This is a genomic window from Microbispora sp. H10836 (assembly GCF_012999525.1).
GTDB lineage: Bacteria > Actinomycetota > Actinomycetes > Streptosporangiales > Streptosporangiaceae > Microbispora.
The window spans coordinates 47,221-66,831 of record NZ_JABBWU010000010.1 but is presented as its reverse complement, the minus strand read 5'-3'; the positions used below and the strand labels follow the sequence as shown (position 1 = coordinate 66,831).

The window sequence follows — 19,611 nt, the reverse complement described above, 5'->3', positions numbered from 1 at the left end:
GTCAATGGGGTGCGCCGGTCAGGGCCTGCCGCCTGCTTCGCGTGCCGCCACCCAGGCGGCGATCTGGGCCCGGGAGGCGAAGCCGAGCTTGTCCAGGATGTGCTCGACGTGGCCCTCCACCGTGCGTTGCGAGATGACGAGGGCCGAGGCGATCTCCTTGTTGCTCCGTCCCTGGGCGACCAGTTCGGCGATCTCCCGCTCCCGCCGGGTGAGCGGGGACGGCTCGGCCGCGGGGGTCACCGGCGCGGGCCGCGTGGGCTCTGCCACCGCGGCCGTCTCGTCCGGGCGCGCGGGCATGGCCTTGGCCCGCTCGCCGAGCGCCTCCTCGATCGCCTCGTCCAGCGTCATCCGGCGGCCCCGGCGCAGCTCCCTGCCGAGGGCCTTGTCGCCCATAACGCTCCGGAGCACGGCCAGGCAGCTCTCACGGAACTCGGCGAGCCGCTTGACCCTGGTCGGGGTCAGGCCCATCGCGCGCCCGATCTCCTCGGCGGCTCCGAGGAGGCGCGCGGCGTCCGCGTGACGGCCTTTCCTCGTCAGGAGCCAGGCGAGCGTCTGCAGGTTCGTCGCGGCGTTCAGCCGGTCGCCGAAGACGCGGCCCAGAGCCAGCCCTTCGCGCGCCAGCTCGGTCGCGCGTTCGTCGTCACCGCACTGCCACAGGTGGATCGCGAAGATCGTCAGATTCCAGGCCAGGCCGGCTCTCTCTCCGTGGCTCCTGGACAGCTCGAGGCTCCGCTCGAACAGCTCCGTCGCGCGCTCGCGGTCGCCGAGGTGGCCCACCGTCGCCGCCAGCGTGTTCAGGGACATCAGTGTCCCGATCTTGTGACCCGCGGCCTCCTGCTCGGCGAGGGCCCGATTCAGCAGCTCGGCGCAGCTCGGGTAGTCGCCCACGCAGTGCGCCGCCAGCCCGGCGACCAGGGTCGCGTGCGCGAGGACGTCTCGATCGCCCAGTTCCTCGCCCAGCGCCCGGCCCTCGTCGAGAAGGGACAGGCCCGCCGCGGTGTCCCCCTGCATGAGTGCCAGGAAGGCGTCGAAGAGCAGAGCGCGGGCGCGCAGCACCGTGTGTCGCGGCACCGCCGCCAGCGCACGGTCGAGCCAGTGGCGACTCTCGTTGTAGAAGGCGTTGGGTATCCAGTAGGGGTCGATGAGCATGGTCGCCATGCGCAGCCCGATCTCCGCCTCGCAGGGCTCATGCAGGCAGAACTCCATCGCGGCGCGCAGGTTCGCCTGCTCCAGGTTCAGCCGCCTCGACCAGGAGAGCTGGTCGGGGCCGAACCACTCGGCGGCCGCCCGCCGCGCCAGCAGGAGATACCGATCCCGGTGCCGCCGCTGGAGCGACCGGCGCTCCGCGGGGCCGCCGAGACGCTTGCGGCCGAACTCGCGCAGGGTGTCCAGCATGCGGTAGCGGACCGCGCCCGCGTGCTCCTCACGCAGCAGCAGCGACTTGTCCAGCAGCGCGTCGAGCAGGTCGAGCACGTCGTCGCGTTCGATGCCGTCGCCGGTGCACACCGCCTCGACGGCGTCCAGGTCGAAGTGCGAGGGAAAGATCGACAACCGGGTCCACAACGTCCGCTCGGCGGCGGGCAGCAGCTGGAAGCTCCAGTCGACCAGCGCGTGCAGGGTCTGCTGCCGCGGCACCGCCGTACTGCTGCCTCCGGTGAGCAGGCGGTAGCGGTCGCGCAGGCGCTCGACCAGCGCTTTCACCGACAGGGCCCGCAGCCGCACCGCGGCCAGCTCGATGGCCAGGGGGATGCCGTCCAGCTGGCGGCACAGCTCGGCGACGGCCGCCTGGTTGTCCTCGGTGACGGCGAAACCGGGCAGGACCGCGGCCGCCCGCTCCGTCAGCAGGCTGACCCCGTCGTACAACTCCAGCGACCTGCGGTCGAGCGGCCGGTCCGGCTCCGGGACGGGCAGCGGCGAAATCTTCATCCGGTGCTCGCCGGTGATGCCGAGCGACTGCCGGCTCGTCGCGAGGATGCGCAGTTCGGGAGCCGCCCGCAGGAGCCGGTCGGCGAGCACGGCGCAGGCGTCGCGCAGGTGCTCGCAGTTGTCCAGCACGAGCAGGGTGCGCTGGGAGGACAGTACCCGCTCCAGCGCGTCCAGCGGGCAGGCCGCGGCCTCGTCCCGTACGCCCATGGTCGCCGCCACCGTCTCCGCGACGAGCCCGGGGTCGCCGACGGTGCTCAGGTCCACCAGCCAGACGCCGTCGAACGCGCGGCGCTGCTCGGCGGCCGCCCGCAGGGCCAGCCGGGTCTTGCCGACGCCGCCCACTCCCGTGAGGGTCACCAGGCGCGACGCCGAAAGCAGCCGCCTGATCTCGGCCAGCTCACGCCTGCGGCCGACGAAACTCGTCAGGTCGGCCGGAAGGTTGCCGACCTGCCGTGTCACCGCCCCCGCGACCACCTCCTCACGCTAAGCGGCCACGAGTCCCCGGTCAACGTCGCCGCCGGTCGGGGCCGGGCGCCGCGTCGCGTGGTGACCGCCGCGTGAAGACCGCTTACTCTCGATGGTGTGAGCAGCAGCGAGTCCTCAGCCGTGAAGTGGATCTCCGCCTTTCTCTCGCCGCGCACCGCCGACACGCCGGACCCCTCCCTGCTACGGGCCTCCGACGCCGATAGGGAGCGGATCGTCGCGGTGCTCGCGGACGCCGTCACCGACGGGCGGCTCACCCCGATCGAGCACGAGGAACGGATCGAGCGCGTGTGGGCCGCGCGCACCCTCGGTGAGCTGGCCGAGTTGACCGTGGACCTGCTGCCGCCGGAGAGCCAGCCGTTCCGCATGGACAGCCGTCCCGTCACCGCCTTCTTCCGCACCGAGACCCGCGGCGGCCGGTGGGTCGTGCCCTCCCAGGTGCCGGTGACGTCCCTGGGCGGCACGGTGTCGATGGACCTGTGCGAGGCGCTGCTCCAGTCGCGGCACGTGGTGGTCCAGCTCGCCGTCATGGCCGGCACGGTCAACCTGATGGTTCCCGAGGGCGTGCGGATCGTGACCGCCCCGGACGCCCGCGTCCGGTCGTTCAGGAACGAGGTACGGCTCCCGCCGGGCGCGACCGACTTCGCGCCGGACGCGCCCGTGATCGAGCTCGCCGGGTTCGTCTTCGGCGGCAAGGTCGTCGCCCGCTCGCCGAAGCGCCCCCGCCGCCGCCTGTTCGGGCGTTAGACCGCTGTGTCGAAGTTGATGGCGCTGTAGGCGCCGAGCTTCCAGAGCTGGTGCTCGCTCTCGATCTTCCGGATCGTGCCCGACCGCCCCCGCATGACGAGGGAGTGCGTCACCGCCGCGCCGCCCTGGAACCGCACGCCGTGCCCCAGCTCGCCGTCCGTGATGCCCGTGGCGGCGAAGAACACGTCGTCGGAGCGTACGAGGTCGTCGGTGGTGAGCACCTGGTCGAGGTCGAGCCCGGCGTCGAGGGCCTTGCGGCGCTCCTCCTCGTCGCGCGGCCACAGCTTGCCCTGGATGACGCCGCCCATGCACTTGAGGGCGCAGGCGGCGACGATGCCCTCGGGCGTGCCGCCGATGCCGAGCATCAGGTCGACGCCGGTGCCGCTGCGCGCCGCCATGATCGCGCCGGCCACGTCGCCGTCGGTGATGAAACGGATCCGCGCGCCGGTCTCCCGGATCTCCTTGACGATCCGCTCGTGCCGAGGCCGGTCCAGGATCACCACGGTGACGTCGGACGGCTTGGCGCCCTTGGCCCGCGCCACGGCGCGGATGTTGTCGCCCACCGGGGCGTTGATGTCCACATGTTCGGCCGCCTGCGGGCCCGTGACCAGCTTCTCCATGTAGAAGACCGCGGACGGGTCGTACATCGAGCCGCGCTCGCTGACCGCGATCACGGAGATCGCGTTGTTCATGCCGAGCGCGCACAGCCGGGTGCCGTCGATCGGGTCCACGGCGACGTCGCACTCGGGGCCGGTCCCGTCGCCGACGTCCTCGCCGTTGAACAGCATCGGGGCGTTGTCCTTCTCGCCCTCGCCGATCACCACGACGCCCTTCATCGAGACCGTGTTGATCAGTTGACGCATGGCGTTCACGGCGGCGCCGTCCGCCCCGTTCTTGTCTCCCCGTCCCACCCAGCGCGCGGCCGCCATCGCCGCCGCCTCGGTCACCCTGACCAGTTCCAGAGCCAGATTGCGGTCGGGTGCGCGTTCCCCCGTCGCCAGAGCGGCCGGTACGTGATCAGCCATTAGTCCCCTTTTAGGTAGGTGCCGTTCCAGCGATCGTAGTTCGCGAAGCCGTTCTTGTCCGATTGGTCTGGACCTGTTGGGCCAGGTAGGAGGCCATTTGCGAGTGCGGACCCCCGGAACGGACGGCTCGGGGATATCGTCGCCGCATGAGCAGCGACACAGAACGACCAGTGACGATGCGCACGTCGGAGCGGGGCGCGGCGACCAGGGGAGCCCTCCTGGAGGCCGCGAAGGAGACCTTCATCACGAGCGGCTTCGCCGAGGCGGGCGTCACCGACGTCGTGGCCCGGGCCGGCGCCAGTGTCGGCAGCCTCTACCACCACTTCTCCGGCAAGGCCGACCTCTACCTGACGCTGTTCGAGGAGTTCCAGAAGCGGCAGGCCCAGCGCACCCGGCAGGCCGTGCAGGAGGCCCGGGGGGCCGGAGAGACCGACCCGATGCCCCAGTTCCTCGCCGCTGCGCGGGCCTATCTGGAGGGCTGCCTCGCCGAGCGCGACCTCGCCGCGCTCTTCCTGCGCGGCGACGCCCCGCCCGGGTTCGAGGTCATCATGCGCGACCGGCTCCGGCAGTGGGCCAGGCGCACCGCGGCGCTGTTCGAGCACGAGGACGCGCTGGTCGTCGTCGTCACCGGCGCCCTGGCGGCCGTCGTGCAGGAGGTGACGCTGTCCGACGACCCGGAGGCGGCCCGGAGGATGGCCGAGGACGCTCTTCGCATCATCGGCGATATTCGGCACCCGTGACGGCCGGTACGGCCACCACCCGCTTCACCGACTAATCTCGCATTACGTGGGACGATTCACCCAGGGACTCTACGGCTACGCGTTCGCGCTCTTCGTCTGCCTCGCCGCCGTCGGCGTGTTCCTGCTCATCACGCCGCAAAACCGCACCGAGCACATCCCGCGGGTGGACTTCTCGATCGACCAGGTCAACGCGGCGCGCACCGCGCCGTACGAGGTCGTCGCCCCGGGCCGGGTCCCGGAGAACTGGGTCCCCAACAGCTCCTCGCTGACCCAGAAGAACGGCGTCGTGACGTGGCGGCTGGGGTTCGCGACCGCCAAGCGCCAGCACGCCATGCTCGCCCAGAGCGACGAGAGGCCGTCCGCGGAATTCGTCAACCGCATGGCCAACACCGACAAGCCCGGCGGAAGCCGTCAGATCGACGGCGTGACCTGGGAGGAGCGGTTCCGCCAGGACAAGAACCAGCGGACGCTGGTCCGCGTCTTCCCCGACCACGCGGTGGTCGTCACCGGGTCGGCCGACTGGGACGAGCTGACCGCCCTCGTCCGGACCCTCGCCCCCCAGGCCAAACCCTCTGCGACGCCGTCAGCGGGCTGATTCGGGAGCCGGGCTGACAGCCGCCAGCAGATGCGCGACCAGGGGGCTGCGGTCGTCCTCGCGCCAGCCGACGGCGACCCGGGTACGCGCGCCGGACTCGATCGTGCGGAAGGCCACACCCTTGAGGCGGATGCGCCGGATGCTCGCCGGGGCCAGGGAGACGCCCAGGCCGGTCTCCACGAGGGCGCACACGGTCTGCCATTCCACCGCGCGCTGAGCGACCCGGGGTGTGAAGCCCGCCGCCGCGCACAGACCGACGATCTGATCGTGGAGTCCTGGCCCGGCCGCGCGGGGCAGAAGCACGAAGGGCGAGTCCGCCAGCTGCGCGAGCCGTACGGACCGCAGGGCGGCCAGCGGGTGGGCGGACGGCAGCACGGCCACGAAGGGCTCGGTGAGCACCGTCCGGAAGTTCAGGTCCGGCTCGTCCGCGGGGGGCTCGCGCAGCAGTCCGACGTCGATGGTCCTGTCGCGCAGGGCGGCGATCTGCGGCGCGGTGGTCATCTCCTGGATGTCCAGGCGGACGCCGGGGTAACGCCGCCGGAACGCGCGCAGCAGGTCGGGCAGGACGGTCAGGGCGGCGGAGGCGGCGAAGCCGATACGGAGGCGGCCGATCCGGCCGCTGCCGGCGGCCCTGGCGGCGGACAGCCCGTCGGCGAGATCGGCGAGGGCGCGCCGGGCGGCGGGCAGCAGCTCGCGACCCGCCGCGGTCAGCGCGACACGTCCCGGTTCCCGGGCGAACAGCGCGTGACCGACCTTGTCCTCCAGGCGGCGGATCTGCTGGCTCAGCGGCGGCTGGGCGATGCCCAGGCGGGCGGCCGCGTGGCCGAAGTGCAGTTCCTCGGCGAGCACGACGAAGGCGTGCAACTGCGCCAGGGGGAGTTCGGGGCGCTCCATATGCCCAGTGATATCAGGCGATGTCTGAGGATGTATTAGACGTATCGACATGCCTCGGCCTAGCGTTCTGGCGCATGACAGAGCGACGCGCGATCCTCGGCGGTTCGACGTTCGAGGAGCAGATCGGCTACGCCCGTGCCGTGGTGGACGGCGACCGGGTGCACGTTTCCGGGACGACCGGTTTCGACTACGCCACGATGACGATCTCCGAGGACGTGGTGGAGCAGGCCGAGCAGTGCCTGCGGAACATCGAGGCGGCGCTGTCCGAGGCGGGGTGCACCTTCGCCGACGTCGTGCGGGTGCGCTACCTGCTGCCCGACCGGGCCGACTTCGAGCCGTGCTGGCCGGTCCTGCGCCGCCGGTTCGGCGAGGTACGGCCGGCCGCCACGATGCTGGCGTGCGGCCTGGCCGACCCCCGTATGAAGATCGAGATCGAGGTGGACGCGCGGCGGTCCGGCGTCTGACGACCCCTGCCGTCACGCCGGACCCACGCTCACGTCCGCGGAATACAGCCGTGCACGATGACCTCGACCATGCTGCGCACGACGTCCCTGCTGACGTGTTCCGGTGGTGCGCCGACCAAGGTGAACAGCGCACCGCCGTAGAGCGCGATCAGGGCGGGGATCTTCTCGCGTGGAATGTCGAGGCCGAGTTCGTCGTGGTGCCCGGCGGTGACCAGCGACGCCGTGTCCCGCAGGCCCGCGAGCGCCGATGCGAGCACCGGCCGGCGCGCGGCCTCCAGTTGCAGTTCGAAGATCGCCAGGTAGCGGCTGCGGAGTGTGGTCGCCGCTGTGAACAACGATTCCGTCAGCAGGTCGACCAGTGTCGCCGGCTGTTCGACGGCCTGGCCGGTGTCCGCGTGATGCAGTTCGGCGATGCGCTCCGCGGCGGCCACCAGCAGCGCTTCCCGGCTGCGGAAGTAGTTCGAAGCGGTTCCCGGTGAGACGTCCGCCGCTTTCTCCACCGCCCGGTGGGTCAGGCCGTGCACGCCCGCCGACGCCAGCAAGCCGATGGCGGCATCGGCCAGGGCCCGGCGCCGGGCCGCGTTGGTGGGCGGCATGGGGTCATGTTACCAATACCCGTAGTAGTACGAGCGTAGTGAATCTACTGGGAGGTCTCGTGCGGGTCGTGGTAGTCGGCGCCGGGCTCGGCGGAGTGGCGGCGGCGGTGGGGCTGCATCGCCTGGGTCATGAGGTGACACTCTTCGAACGGGGCGCCGAGCTGAGGGAAGCGGGCACCGGGATCGTGGTCATGCCCAACGGGCTACGCGCTCTGGACGCACTGGGGCTGGCCGAAGACGTCCGCGGGCACGTGATGCGGGTGACCCGCGGGGGATTGCGGGACTGGCGCGGGCGGCCGCTGCTGGTCACCGACATGGCCCGGGCGCGGCAGGAGATCGGGGCGCCCGCCATGATCGAGCGAGCGGAACTGCACCGATCGCTTCGCGCCCCGCTGCCGTCCGAGCTGGTGCGGACCGCGACTCCGGTCGAACGCCTGGAGCCCGGCCCCACCGGAGTGACGGTGATCAGCGAGGGAAACCCCGTCGCGAGAGCGGACGCCGTGATCGTGGCCGACGGCATCGGAAGCACGCTGCGCGCACAGCTGTTCCCCGCCCACCCCGGGCTGCGGCGGACCGGCCGGATGGACCTGCGCGGCATGCTGCCCCGTCCGCCCGGCCTGGACCCGGATCTGCTCGCCGGCCAGCTGGTCGACCGCCGGAGTGGGGCGATGTTCGGCCTGTTCCCCGTCGGCGAGGACCGCCTGTACTGGTTCACCGACTCCGCCCTGCACGGCACGCCGCCGGACGCGGACGAGGCGCGCCGCCAAATGCTGTCGCTGATGGCCGACTGGCACCCCCTCGTCACGACGCTGATCGAGGCCACCCCGCCCGCCGCCGTCTACGTCGATCCGATCGCCTGCCTGGCCGAACCCCTGTCCTCGTTCGCGGCCGGCAGGATCGCGCTCCTCGGCGACGCCGCGCACGCCATGTCACCGGACCTCGGTCAGGGTGCCAGCCAGGCGTTCGAGGACGCCGCCGCACTGTGCCGCCACCTGGGCAACGCCGAGCCGGTGGATGTGGCCGAGCGGCTCCTGCGTTACGACGCCGAGCGCAGGCCCCGCGCCAACCACATGATGCGGGCGGCGTCCCGGCAGTCACGGCTGACCTCCCGGACCGGCATCGCCGCGTGGCTGCGCGACACGTTGCTGCGCGCCGTGCCGTCCCGGCTGGCCACCCGGCAGCTCGCCGCCCTCTGGAACGCCTGAGGGTCCGGCAGTTGTTGCCCCTCGCGAGCGTGGAGCAAGGCGGACGCGTCGCAGCCGAGCCCAGGAGTCAGAAGGGCGCTTCCTCCGGGCCGTTGGGCTGGGGCTCCTGCCGCTGAGCCATCGCGGCGGCCAGCTTCGCGCGGGCGCCCTGGAGCCACTCCTCGCAGATCGCGGCCAGCCGCTCTCCCCGCTCCCACAGCTCTATCGACTGCTCCAGCGTGAGCCCGCCGGTCTCCAGGCGGCGGACCACGTCGGTCAGCTCCTCGCGGGCCTGCTCGTACGACGGGGTCTGCTTGTCCGACGGGGTCTGCTTGTCCTCAGCCACGTCCCCCACCTTAGAGGCCGGGGCCGACACTCCGCGGTCCCTTAGAGCTGTCCGCTTTGGGCATAAAAGAGGTGATTAGTCCGTTATTTAGGTGTACTAACCATCTTCGGGGGCGATGATCGGGGGGTCATCCTTATGTGTGGAATCAGCGGCTGGGTGGACTACGGACGTGACCTTCGTCGCGAACGGGAGACCGTGCAGGCCATGACGGACACGATGGCGTGCCGGGGGCCCGACGCCGAGGGGGCGTGGCTCGCTCCGCACGTCGCGTTCGGCCACCGGCGGCTGGCCATCATCGACATCGAGGGCGGGCGCCAGCCCATGACCGCCGGGACCGGGGACGAGGCCGTGGCCGCGCTCACCTACAGCGGCGAGGTCTACAACTTCAGGGAGCTGCGCGCCGAGCTCGAACGGCGCGGGCACCGGTTCCGGACGCAGAGCGACACCGAGGTCGTCCTGGAGGCGTACCTCGAATGGGGCGAGGACTTCGTCTCCCGCCTCAACGGAATGTACGCCTTCGCCATCTGGGACGCCCGCCGCGAGGAACTGCTGCTCGTGCGCGACCGCATGGGGATCAAGCCCCTGTACTACTACCCCACACCGAACGGGGTGCTGTTCGGCTCCGAGCCCAAGGCCATCCTGGCCAACCCGCTCGCCGAGCGGGTGATCGACGCCGACGGCCTGCGCGAGATCCTGGCCTTCGTCAAGACGCCCGAGTCCGCCGTCTTCCGCGGCATGCACGAGGTGCGGCCCGGCCAGGTGGTGAAGCTGCGGCGCGAGGGCCTGAGCAAGCGGCGCTACTGGCGGCTGGAGTCGCGCGAGCACACCGACGACCTGCAGACCACCATCCGGACCGTGCGGGAGCTGCTCGACGACATCGTCGAGCGGCAGCTCATCTCCGACGTGCCGCTGTGCACGCTGCTGTCCGGCGGGCTCGACTCCAGCGCGGTCACCGCGCTCGCGGCCCGCGTGCTGGCCGGCCAGGGCGGGGTGCGGTCGTTCTCCGTCGACTTCGCCGGCTACAGCGAGAACTTCCAGGCCGACGACATGCGCGACACCCCGGACACGCCGTACGTCCACGACGTCGTGCGGCACGTCGGCTCCGATCACACGGACATCGTGCTGGACTCGGCCGATCTCATGGATCCCGCCGTCCGCGCGGCCGTCCTGCGGGCGAGGGACCTCCCGCTCGGCATCGGCGACATGGACACCTCGCTCTACCTGCTCTTCAAGGCGATCAGGGGGCACTCGACGGTGGCGCTGTCGGGGGAGTCCGCCGACGAGGTGTTCGGCGGCTACCGGTGGTTCCACGATCCGGAGGCGGTCAACTCCGGCACCTTCCCGTGGCTCGCCATCCAGGGCCAGACGGGCCTGTCCAGCCGGGGCGAGTTCCTGAACGAGGAGCTGCTGCGCAAGCTCGACATCCCCGCCTACCGCGCCGACAGCTACCAGCGGGCGCTGGCCGAGGTGCCCCGGGTGCCGGGGGAGACCGGGCTGCAGAAGCGGATGCGGGAGATCAGCTACCTGCACCTCACCCGGTTCGTGCAGATCCTGCTCGACCGCAAGGACCGCATGAGCATGGCCGTGGGCCTGGAGGTCCGGGTGCCGTTCTGCGACCACCGCCTGGTCGAGTACGTCTTCAATGCCCCCTGGGCCATGAAGACCTTCGACGGGCACGAGAAGAGCCTGCTGCGCGCGGCGACGGCCGACGTGCTGCCCCGCTCGGTGGTGGAGCGCCGCAAGGTGCCCTACCCCTCGACCCAGGACCCGGCCTACGAGCGCGCGCTGCGTGCCGAGGTCACCCGCGTGCTGGACGGGGACTCCGCCATCGGCTCCTTGGTGGACGCGGGCAAGGTGCGCACGATGCTCGACCAGCCCATGGGCGCGGTCAGCCTGCAGGGCGCCCGGACGTCGCTGGAGGGCATCCTGCAGATGAACGCGTGGCTCGGCGCCTACGACGTGCGCCTCGCGATCTGACCCGCTGCGGCGCGTAAGCCGGGTCACGAGTCCTGGGCGGTCACCGTCACACGGTCGTCGGAGAAGCGGATCGTGAGCTCGTCACCCGGCTTGACGTCCCCGGCCAGGCGGACGACCTCTCCGGAAGGACGCTGCGCGATGGCGTAACCCCGCTCCAGGGTCGCCGCGGGGGAGAGGGCCACGAGCCTGGCCCTGAGATGTTCCAGCGAGTCGGCCGAGCGGTCCAGGGACGCCGACAGGCAGCGCCTGGACCGCTCGCGCAACGCGTCGACCTGCTCGGCCCGCCGATCGAGCTCCCGGACGGGATCGGCGAGCGACGGCCGGGAACGGACGGACTCGAGCCACGACATCTCACGGTCGACCCAGCCGCGCAGCACCCGTCTGCCCCGGTCCCTGAGCTGGTGGATCAGCGTGATCTGCTCGCCCACGTCGGGAACCACCTTCTTGGCCGCGTCCGTCGGGGTCGACGCGCGCACGTCGGCCACGAGATCGAGCAGCGGGCTGTCCTGCTCGTGGCCGATGGCGCTCACCACGGGTGTGCGGCAGGCCGCGACGGCCCGCACCAGCGACTCGTCGGAGAACGGCAGCAGGTCTTCCAGCGAGCCGCCGCCCCTGGCGATGATGATCACGTCGACCTCGCGGTCGGCGTCGAGCTTCCGCAGCGCCTCGGTCACCTCGCCCACGGCGTACGGCCCCTGGACGGCGACCTGCTCCACCTTGAAGCGGACGGCGGGCCAGCGGCGGCGGGAGTTCTCCAGCACGTCGCGCTCGGCCGCCGAGTCCCGCCCGCAGACGAGGCCGACGGTGCCCGGCAGGAACGGCAGCCGTCTTTTCCTGTCGACGTTGAACAGGCCCTCGCCCGCCAGCACCTGACGGAGCCGTTCGAGCCGGGCCAGCAGTTCGCCGATGCCGACCGGGCGGATCTCCAGGGCCGTGAACGCGAACGAGCCCCTGTTGACCCAGAAGTCCGGCTTGACGTGCATCACGACGCGTGCGCCGTCCACGGGACGCGGCACACTCGCCTCGTAGACGGCCCGCGCGCAGGTGATGCGCGCCGAGACGTTGGCCACGGGGTCGCGCAGCGTCAGGAAGACGGTGCCGCCCCGGGCCGTCAGCTCGGTGATCTGCCCCTCGACCCAGACGGTGCCCAGCTTGCCGATCCACTGGGCGACCATCTGCAGCACCGACCTGATCGGCAGGGGCGCCTCCGGGGACGTCTTCGCGCTCAAGTGCCCTCCTCGCCTGACCCGGCCGCGTCACCCGCCGTGCGCTCGCCGCTCGCACCTGCAGGCTAGCCGTACCCGCCGACAATCCACCGGCGGCCGGGCGGGCGCGGCCCGGGGATCAGGACTCGGACTGGAGCTTGGACAGCCGGTTCTGGAACATCCGGACCACCTCGGGGCGGTTCAGGTGTGCCTGCTCGTAGTCCAGCAGCGCGTGCACCTGCTCGGCCGACTTGCCGCGCATCCGCGCCCGCAACGACGCCACGGAGAGGTTCGCGTAGCCCGGCATCGGCTCGGTGGGCTCGGTGGGCTCGGCGGCGGCGTCCCCGGCGGGCTGTTCCGCCGTCGCCTCGGCGGGGCTCTGCGGCGCCTCGGGGGCGGCGGCCTTGCGGCGGGTCCTGGTGGCCTTCGGCGCGGCGGCGGCCGCGGCCTCGGGGGTCGCTTCGGAAGTCTGGGGTGCGGCTTCGGGCGTCTCGGCGGCGGCCTTGCGGCGGGTCCTGGTGGCCTTCGGCGCGGCGGCGGCCGCGGCCTCGGGGGTCGCTTCGGAAGTCTGGGGTGCGGCTTCGGGCGTCTCGGCGGCGGCCTTGCGCCGGGTGCGCGGCTTCTTGGGCGCCTCGGCGGGGGCGGCCTCGGCGGTTCCCATGGCCTCAGCGGTTCCAGTGGCCTCGGCGGTTCCGGCGCTTTCCGTGGCTTCGGCCGTTTCCGCGGGCTTGGCGGCGGCCTTGCGGGTGCGCGGCTTCCTGGGGGCGGGGGCCTGGTCCGCGACCTCGGCGGCGACGGGGGTCTCGGCCTCGGCGGACGCCGTCTCGGCCGGGGCAGGCTCCGCCGGTATCTCCGCCGGTGTCTCCGCGGGTGTCTCGGCCGGTGTCTCGGCCGCCGCGGGCGTCTCGGTGGTCACCGCGTCGGCCTGCTCGGCCTGCTCGGCCTGCTCGGCCTGCTCGGCCCGCTCGGCCTGCTCGGCCCGCTCGGTCTTGCTCGGGCGAGGGGCGTAGATGACGGGCTTGCGGGGCTCGGTCCGTTCCTCGGTGGACTGTGCGGTGGACTGGGCGGCGGCCTGCTCGGTCCCGGTCGCGTCGGCGGTCTCGGGACGCTCGCCGTCCTGCGCCTCACCACCGGCGAAGCGATGCTTGATCGTGGTCTTGATCTTGTCGCCGGCCACCAGTGCCTGCCCGACCCCGTTCAGAGCGGTCTGTAGCACTGTCGTTATTGCTCTAAGGACGGACATTTCGGCTCCCGGGGAGATGTGTATCTGGTACGCCCAGTCTTGCAAGACCAGGGTCAAGAAGCGGCTCGCGTTCCACATAGCATAGGAACATGGACGTGCAGACATCAGCGACCCGCCGTGTCCTGGTCGCCAAGCCCCGCGGCTACTGCGCGGGGGTCGACCGCGCGGTGCAGGCGGTGGAACGTGCGCTGGAGCAGTATGGCGCGCCCATCTACGTACGCAAGCAGATCGTGCACAACACCCACGTCGTGAAGACGCTGGAGGAGCGCGGCGCCGTCTTCGTGGAGGAGACCGAGGAGGTCCCCGAGGGCGCCATCGTGGTCTTCTCCGCCCACGGCGTCGCGCCGGCCGTGCACGAGGAGGCCGCGAGCCGCCGTCTGCGCACCGTCGACGCGACGTGCCCGCTGGTGACCAAGGTGCACAACGAGGCCAAGAGGTTCGCGGCCAAGGACTACGACATCCTGCTCATCGGACACGAGGGGCACGAGGAGGTCGAGGGCACCGCGGGCGAGGCGCCGGAGCACATCCAGCTCGTGGACGGTCTCGACGGCGTCGACGGAGTGTCCGTACGCGACCCGGAGAAGGTGGTCTGGCTCTCCCAGACGACCCTGTCGGTGGACGAGACCACCGAGACGGTCGCACGGCTGCGGACGCGGTTCCCGAACCTCATCGACCCGCCGAGCGACGACATCTGCTACGCCACCTCCAACAGGCAGACGGCCGTCAAGCGGATCGCCGCCGAATCCGACCTGGTCATCGTCGTCGGCTCGGCCAACTCCTCCAACTCCAAGCGGCTGGTCGAGGTCGCCAAGGACTACGGCGCCGCCGCCGCCTACCTGGTCGACGACGCCTCGTTCGTACGGGACGAGTGGCTGGAGGGTGTGCGCACGGTCGGCCTGACGAGCGGCGCCTCCGTCCCGGAGGAACTGGTGGAGGGCGTGCTCGCCAAGCTGGCCGGCCACGGTTTCACCGACGTCGAGGAGGTCGAGTCGGTGCAGGAGAGCATGCGTTTCGCCCTGCCACACGAGCTCCGCAAGGACCTCCGCGCGGTCTGACCCGCCGGGGTCACTCGTCGGCGGCCCTGCCGTACACGCGGGGCTCGAAGTAGCCCTCGGGCTCGGGGTCGAACGCGCGGCCACGGCGGGAGCGGGAGGCCGGCGCCGCGCTGGGCGCCGGCGCACCGCGCAGCTCCCTGAAGTTGGCGGGCAGGCCGCGGAACCACGCGACCCCCAGGGCCAGCGCGGACCCGAGGAACAGCCACGGCGCGCCGGACGACAGCACGGTGAACATGCCGAGCCCGAACGTCTTGAGCATCGAACCGGAGCCGAGCGCCCGTACGAGCTCCACCAGCAGGGCCGCGGCGAAGAAGACCAGCGGAGGCGTCACCACCAGCGGCAGCAGGTCCCGGGGCCGCACCAGCAGGGCCGCCGCGAGGCAGCCGGCCACGAACACGGGCCCGGGCAGGAACGGCACGCCCACCAGCGTGATCACGAAGAGCATGACGATCGCCCCCCGAGCGGTCAGCCGCAGCCCCGCTCGACCGGTGCCTGTCATCGGGCCCCCCTTACGACAAGTCTCGCGTCAATTTACCGTTCTGAGGATGCGGGGGTGGGGGGCTTACCCGCTCTTCACCTTCGAGTTCCGGGATGGCGACCGGCCGGGGGACCTCCTCCACCGCCGCCGGGGCGTCGAGCGAGTAGTCCACGAGGCCGAGGTCGTTCATCCTCCGCGCGCTGACCAGGACCCGGCTCTCCAGCGAGCCGACCGTCTGGTTGTACGCGGTGACCGCTCGGGTGAGCGCCTTGCCCAGGCTGTCCACGTGCCGCCCGAGGCCGCCGAGCCGGTCGTACAGTTCCTTGCCGAGATCGAAGACGGCCTTGGCGTTCTCGCTGACCGCGGTCTGCTGCCAGGCGTACTGCGCGGTGCGGAGCATCGTGACGAGCGTCGTCGGAGTGGCGATGTGGACGCGCCTGCGCATGGCGTACTCCAGCAGCCCCGGATCGCGCTCCAGGGCGGGCGCGAGGAACGCCTCGCCGGGGATGAACAGGACCACGAACTCGGGCGACGGGCTGAACGCCTGCCAGTAGGACTTGGCGGCTAACCGGTCCACGTGCTCGCGCAGGTGCCGCGCGTGGGCGTCCAGCCGCGCCGAGGCGAAGTCGGAATCGGCGGCCTCGGCCGCGTCCAGGTAGGCGGCGAGCGACACCTTCGCGTCCACGATGACGTTCTTGCCGCCGCTGAGCCGTACGACCATGTCGGGCCGGACCACGCCGTCGCGGGTGACGGCGCTCACCTGCTCGTCGAAGTCGCAGAAGCGGGCCATCCCGGCGATCTCCGCCACCCGGCGCAGCTGCAGCTCTCCCCAGCGCCCCCGCGCCTCCGGCCGCTGCAGCGCCCGCACCAGCGCGTCCGTCTGCGCCTTGAGCCGCTCGGAACTCTGCCGTACGAACTCCATCTGCTTGCTCAGCTCGGCGCGGGCGGCGCGGGCGCCCGACTCGCTCTCCCTGAGCTGGCTCTCCACCTTGGCGAGGGTCTCCCGCAGCGGCGCGACCAGGTTCTCGACCGCCTGCCTGCGCTGGTCGAGATCGCCTGCGGCCTCGGCCCTCGTGGTGTTCAGCCGGTTTTCCGCGAGTTCGAGGAAGCGCAGGTTGGCCACGTCGAGGGCATGCGCGGAGATGGCCTGGAACCGCTCGGTGAGCTGGTTCTCCATGTAGGCCACCTTGTCCTCGGCCGCCCGCGTCCTCGCCTCGGCCTCGGCCACCCTGGCGGCCTCCTGGGCGGCACGGCCCGCGGTCCGTGCGGCGGCCAGCGCGAGGCCGATCACCAGCCCCACGGCGAGTCCCAGTACGAGTGCCACGACATCCACGGTCTGGATGATTTCAGGCATTGGCGTGCCAAACAGGGAGGCGCGCCTGGCAGTGGGCCGAGGCCGTCGATGTCCGGCGCACCCACCGAGCCCCCTAAACTCGGGGTACGTGAGCCTGAGCATCGGCATCGTCGGCCTGCCCAACGTCGGCAAGTCCACGCTTTTCAACGCCCTGACCAAGAGCGCGAACGCCTTGGCGGCCAACTACCCGTTCGCCACGATCGAGCCGAACGTGGGCATCGTCGGCGTGCCCGACCCGCGTCTGGACAAGCTGGCGGAGATCTACGGTTCCGCACGAATCCTCCCGGCCAAGGTCGAGTTCGTCGACATCGCGGGCCTGGTGAAGGGCGCCTCGGAGGGGCAGGGCAGGGGCAACCAGTTCCTCGCCAACATCCGCGAGACCGACGCGATCTGCCAGGTCATCCGGGTCTTCTCCGACCCCGACGTCACCCACGTGGACGGTGAGGTGGCGCCCGAGCGCGACATCGAGACGATCAACACCGAGCTGATCCTCGCCGACCTGCAGACGATCGAGAAGGCGCTGCCCCGCCTGCAGAAGGAGGCGCGCACCAACAAGGACCGCAAGGTCCTCCTGGAGGCCGCCGAGGCCGCGGCGAAGCTGCTCGACACCGGCACCACCCTGTACGCCGGGGGCAAGGCGGCCGGGATCGACCTCGCCGACCTGCGCGAGCTCCACCTCCTCACGGCCAAGCCGTTCCTGTACGTCTTCAACCTCGACGCCGACGAGCTGACCGACGCCGACCTGCGGGCCAAGCTCTCCGCGCTCGTGGCGCCGGCGGAGGCCGTGTTCCTCGACGCCAAGATCGAGTCCGAGCTGGTGGAGCTGCCCGACGACGAGGCGCTGGAACTGCTGCAGTCGGTCGGCCAGGAGGAGTCCGGCCTCGCCCAGCTCGCCCGGGTCGGCTTCGAGACGCTGGGCCTGCAGACGTACCTGACCGCCGGGCCCAAGGAGGCCCGGGCCTGGACGATCCGCAAGGGCGCCACCGCTCCCGAGGCCGCCGGGGTCATCCACACCGACTTCCAGCGCGGTTTCATCAAGGCCGAGGTCATCTCGTTCGACGACCTGGTGGAGGCGGGCTCGATGACCGCCGCCCGGGCCGCGGGCAAGGCCAGGATCGAGGGCAAGGACTACGTGATGCGCGACGGCGACGTCGTGGAGTTCCGCTTCAACGTCTGAACCGGTGTAGATCGACTCCCGGGTCGTCTACGTACACTGTCGGGCATGGCATGCCGCATCAGTGAGCTCGTCATCGACGCCGCCGATCCTGAACGGCTCGCCGAGTTCTGGAGCAAGGTCCTCGGCTACGTCGAACTCGGCAGGGAAGACGACGGGAGCATCGAGATCGGGCCGCCCGACACCGGCTTCGGCGGCCCGCAGCCCACCCTCATCCTCAGCCCCAGCAGCGCCCCGCGGACCGGGAAGCTCCGGCTGCACATCGACGTCAACGCCACCGACCGCGACCAGGACGCCGAGCTGGAGCGGCTGCTCGCTCTCGGCGCCAGGCCCGCCGACGTCGGCCAGACCGGCGCCGAGAACTGGCACGTCCTGGCCGACCCGGAAGGCAACGAGTTCTGCCTCCTGCACGCCCGGCTCCAGCCCCTCTGAGGACCCGGGCGACCGGTCCGGTGGCCCCTGGGTGCGGAAGGACCCCGAGACCGGCGGCATAGGCGGCTGAGCCGTCACCCTTCACCCCGCTAGAGAGCGGTGTGACCATTCCCGCCCCGATCGCGTCTGGTCTGTTGTGACAGACACAAGAACGCGGGGGGCATCATCATCGAGGAGCTGTACCGCGAGCACTGGGCGCTCGTGTGCGGGTTCCTTCTACGCCGCACCCGCGACCCCCATCTCGCCGAGGACCTGGCCCAGGAGACGTTCGTCAAGGCGACGAGGGCGCTGCTCGGCTGGCGCGGTGAGAACCCGGCGGCATGGCTGCTCACCATCGCCCGCAACGTCCTGGTCGACCATCTCCGGCGCCACCGCCGCGAACTGGGCCTGCCCCATCCCGACGAGCTCGGCGTGCCCGCGCTGCACGCCGAGTCGCTGGCCGTGCGCGATGTCCTGGAACGGCTGTCCGAGGAGCATCGCAGGCTGCTCACCTTGGTCTACTTCGAGGGCTTCTCCCTGGTCGAGGTGGCCGCGATGACCGGCAAGAAGCACACCACGATCAAAACGGCCGTGTGGCGGGCCAGGACCGCCTTCGCCGATCTCTACGGAGTTCCTCATGACTGACGATCTGCTGCCGCCCATGCCCGACTTCGATCAGAAGGCGACCCGACGGGCCGTCCGGCGCGGTGTCGTCCGCACCGCGATCACGGTGCTGGCGGCACTGCTCGCCCTCGTCCTGGCGGCGACCGCGGGCTCTGGCCTGGTGCAGCGGCGCGGCGACCGGGAACTGCGCATGACCGACGTGCTGGGCACCGCCTTCAAGATCTACAATCCCGGCTACGACATCGAAGTTCGGGAGCGGGGTGCCACCGCACCGTTGTCGATGTCGTTCACGGTGGCCGTCAGGCCGATGCGGGCCGTCGGAGGTTTCGCCGACGGTTACGGCGGCGTGGAGCATGTCGTCACGCAGGATTTCTTCGGTCACGTGGGCAGGCTCCCACTCGGCACCTACGCCGGCACCACGCTGAGCAGGGCGCTGATCAACGTGGGCACGGGCAATCAGCCCAAGGAGGACGGCCGCAAGGTGCTGGCCAGGCTCCCGGAGGGGCTCAACGCGCTGGCGGTGGTCGAGTTCGCCAAACCGCTCACCACCGATGAGCTGGCCGCCTTCACCGCCGGGTACAAGTCGATCGCCGAGAAGGTGGTCTTCGAACGGCGTCCCAGGTCGATCCCCATCACGTGGGGAGGACTGACGATGTGGGACCGGGCCCCGGTGCCGGAAGGCTGGATCGAGCCCGACGATGCGATCAAGCTGGACCTCGCGAACTTCCGCCGCTGGGTGGGCATCCTGAAGGACTACGACGACGACAACCTGCACGACTTCGATTTGAGCCTGGCCCGGCTGCGCAAGGCGGCGAACGACGGCCTGGCCTACGCCTACGTGGACTCGTTGGCGACGGTCGGGCAACTGCGGAAGATCATCGAGGATCCGCTGGTCCGGACGGTTCGCGTGGCGGACGTCACCTACGATCTCGAACGGCCGTAGCCGGTCGGCGGGGACGGGGGATCACGCAAAGCGGCGGTCACGGTGGCGGGGACCCGCCATCGGGCGTGAGCGGCGGGCTCGCCGTTCTCCGGGTGCCGGAACCTGGCGACGATCAGGGCCGGACCATCTCAGACTGCTCTGGCGTAT

General features: G+C 71.3%; 20 protein-coding genes. 11 read left to right on the top strand and 9 right to left on the bottom strand.

All coding sequences use genetic code 11. The annotated features are described in order from the left end of the window. Positions 1–18 precede the first annotated feature (18 nt). Positions 19–2,400 (bottom strand): LuxR C-terminal-related transcriptional regulator, encoded by a 2,382-nt coding sequence (locus HHX30_RS19425; protein ID WP_211592226.1) that lies wholly within the window; start codon positions 2,398–2,400, stop codon positions 19–21. Between the two features lie 108 nt (positions 2,401–2,508). Here HHX30_RS19425 and HHX30_RS19420 point away from each other — a divergent pair, with 108 nt between their 5' ends. Beyond that, positions 2,509–3,156 (top strand): DUF1707 domain-containing protein, encoded by a 648-nt coding sequence (locus HHX30_RS19420; RefSeq protein ID WP_169983394.1) that lies wholly within the window; start codon positions 2,509–2,511, stop codon positions 3,154–3,156. On the opposite strand, the gene glpX is transcribed toward HHX30_RS19420, so the two are convergent. Further along, complete coding sequence (gene glpX, locus HHX30_RS19415; RefSeq protein ID WP_169983393.1) at positions 3,153–4,181, bottom strand: class II fructose-bisphosphatase; 1,029 nt, start codon at positions 4,179–4,181, stop codon at positions 3,153–3,155. The two genes, HHX30_RS19420 and glpX, sit on opposite strands and share 4 nt — an antisense overlap. 146 nt (positions 4,182–4,327) lie before the next feature. Between glpX and HHX30_RS19410 the strand changes: the two genes are divergently transcribed. Continuing rightward, positions 4,328–4,921: a TetR/AcrR family transcriptional regulator gene (locus HHX30_RS19410; RefSeq protein WP_169983392.1), complete on the top strand. Its 594-nt coding sequence runs from the start codon at positions 4,328–4,330 to the stop codon at positions 4,919–4,921. A 46-nt stretch (positions 4,922–4,967) separates the two neighbouring features. Then, positions 4,968–5,516, top strand: a complete 549-nt coding sequence (locus tag HHX30_RS19405) for a DUF4245 domain-containing protein (RefSeq protein WP_169983391.1) — start codon at positions 4,968–4,970, stop codon at positions 5,514–5,516. Here the strand turns inward: HHX30_RS19405 and HHX30_RS19400 are convergent. Continuing rightward, positions 5,505–6,410 carry a LysR family transcriptional regulator gene (locus HHX30_RS19400; protein ID WP_169983390.1) on the bottom strand — a complete coding sequence of 302 codons (906 nt, stop codon included), beginning with the start codon at positions 6,408–6,410 and terminating at the stop codon, positions 5,505–5,507. The genes HHX30_RS19405 and HHX30_RS19400 overlap by 12 nt on opposite strands. Before the next feature lie 74 nt (positions 6,411–6,484). On the opposite strand from HHX30_RS19400, the gene HHX30_RS19395 reads away from it, so the two are divergent. Then, a complete protein-coding gene (locus tag HHX30_RS19395) occupies positions 6,485–6,874 on the top strand; it encodes a RidA family protein (RefSeq protein WP_169983389.1) in 390 nt (129 codons plus the stop codon). Between the two features lie 29 nt (positions 6,875–6,903). Here the strand turns inward: HHX30_RS19395 and HHX30_RS19390 are convergent, their stop codons facing one another. Next, entirely contained in the window at positions 6,904–7,470 is a 567-nt protein-coding gene (locus HHX30_RS19390; protein ID WP_169983388.1) for a TetR/AcrR family transcriptional regulator, read from the bottom strand. 59 nt (positions 7,471–7,529) lie between these two features. On the opposite strand from HHX30_RS19390, the gene HHX30_RS19385 reads away from it, so the two are divergent. Further along, positions 7,530–8,675: an FAD-dependent monooxygenase gene (locus HHX30_RS19385; protein ID WP_169983387.1), complete on the top strand. Its 1,146-nt coding sequence runs from the start codon at positions 7,530–7,532 to the stop codon at positions 8,673–8,675. A gap of 67 nt (positions 8,676–8,742) precedes the next feature. On the opposite strand, the gene HHX30_RS19380 is transcribed toward HHX30_RS19385, so the two are convergent. Beyond that, positions 8,743–9,000, bottom strand: coding sequence for an exodeoxyribonuclease VII small subunit (locus HHX30_RS19380; RefSeq protein WP_310742144.1), 258 nt, complete (start codon positions 8,998–9,000; stop codon positions 8,743–8,745). 135 nt (positions 9,001–9,135) lie between these two features. On the opposite strand from HHX30_RS19380, the gene asnB reads away from it, so the two are divergent. After that, positions 9,136–10,977: an asparagine synthase (glutamine-hydrolyzing) gene (gene asnB / locus HHX30_RS19375; protein ID WP_169983385.1), complete on the top strand. Its 1,842-nt coding sequence runs from the start codon at positions 9,136–9,138 to the stop codon at positions 10,975–10,977. Between the two features lie 23 nt (positions 10,978–11,000). Here asnB and xseA read toward each other — a convergent pair whose 3' ends face one another. Both xseA and HHX30_RS19365 read right to left on the bottom strand, forming a co-directional pair. Then, entirely contained in the window at positions 11,001–12,206 is a 1,206-nt protein-coding gene (xseA, locus tag HHX30_RS19370) for an exodeoxyribonuclease VII large subunit (protein WP_169983384.1), read from the bottom strand. A gap of 115 nt (positions 12,207–12,321) precedes the next feature. Then, complete coding sequence (locus tag HHX30_RS19365; protein ID WP_169983383.1) at positions 12,322–13,398, bottom strand: hypothetical protein; 1,077 nt, start codon at positions 13,396–13,398, stop codon at positions 12,322–12,324. Positions 13,399–13,514: 116 nt separating this feature from the next. Between HHX30_RS19365 and HHX30_RS19360 the strand changes: the two genes are divergently transcribed. Beyond that, positions 13,515–14,480 (top strand): 4-hydroxy-3-methylbut-2-enyl diphosphate reductase, encoded by a 966-nt coding sequence (locus tag HHX30_RS19360; RefSeq protein ID WP_169983382.1) that lies wholly within the window; start codon positions 13,515–13,517, stop codon positions 14,478–14,480. A gap of 10 nt (positions 14,481–14,490) precedes the next feature. Here HHX30_RS19360 and HHX30_RS19355 read toward each other — a convergent pair whose 3' ends face one another. Together HHX30_RS19355 and HHX30_RS19350 are read right to left on the bottom strand one after the other, a co-directional pair. Beyond that, complete coding sequence (locus HHX30_RS19355; RefSeq protein ID WP_169983381.1) at positions 14,491–14,979, bottom strand: DUF6542 domain-containing protein; 489 nt, start codon at positions 14,977–14,979, stop codon at positions 14,491–14,493. A 10-nt stretch (positions 14,980–14,989) separates the two neighbouring features. Further along, positions 14,990–16,312, bottom strand: coding sequence for a DNA recombination protein RmuC (locus HHX30_RS19350; RefSeq protein ID WP_169983380.1), 1,323 nt, complete (start codon positions 16,310–16,312; stop codon positions 14,990–14,992). An 88-nt stretch (positions 16,313–16,400) separates the two neighbouring features. Between HHX30_RS19350 and ychF the strand changes: the two genes are divergently transcribed. From ychF to HHX30_RS19330, 4 genes are all read left to right on the top strand, one after another. After that, the gene (gene ychF / locus HHX30_RS19345; protein WP_169983379.1) at positions 16,401–17,489 is read left to right on the top strand and encodes a redox-regulated ATPase YchF; all 1,089 of its coding nucleotides are present in this window, start codon (positions 16,401–16,403) and stop codon (positions 17,487–17,489) included. A 45-nt stretch (positions 17,490–17,534) separates the two neighbouring features. Next, a complete protein-coding gene (locus tag HHX30_RS19340) occupies positions 17,535–17,918 on the top strand; it encodes a VOC family protein (protein WP_169983378.1) in 384 nt (127 codons plus the stop codon). 126 nt (positions 17,919–18,044) lie between these two features. Next, positions 18,045–18,542, top strand: coding sequence for an RNA polymerase sigma factor (locus HHX30_RS19335; protein WP_311922633.1), 498 nt, complete (start codon positions 18,045–18,047; stop codon positions 18,540–18,542). Further along, positions 18,535–19,464 (top strand): hypothetical protein, encoded by a 930-nt coding sequence (locus HHX30_RS19330; RefSeq protein ID WP_169983376.1) that lies wholly within the window; start codon positions 18,535–18,537, stop codon positions 19,462–19,464. The genes HHX30_RS19335 and HHX30_RS19330 overlap by 8 nt, the downstream gene beginning before the upstream one ends. The last annotated feature ends 147 nt before the right edge of the window (positions 19,465–19,611 follow it).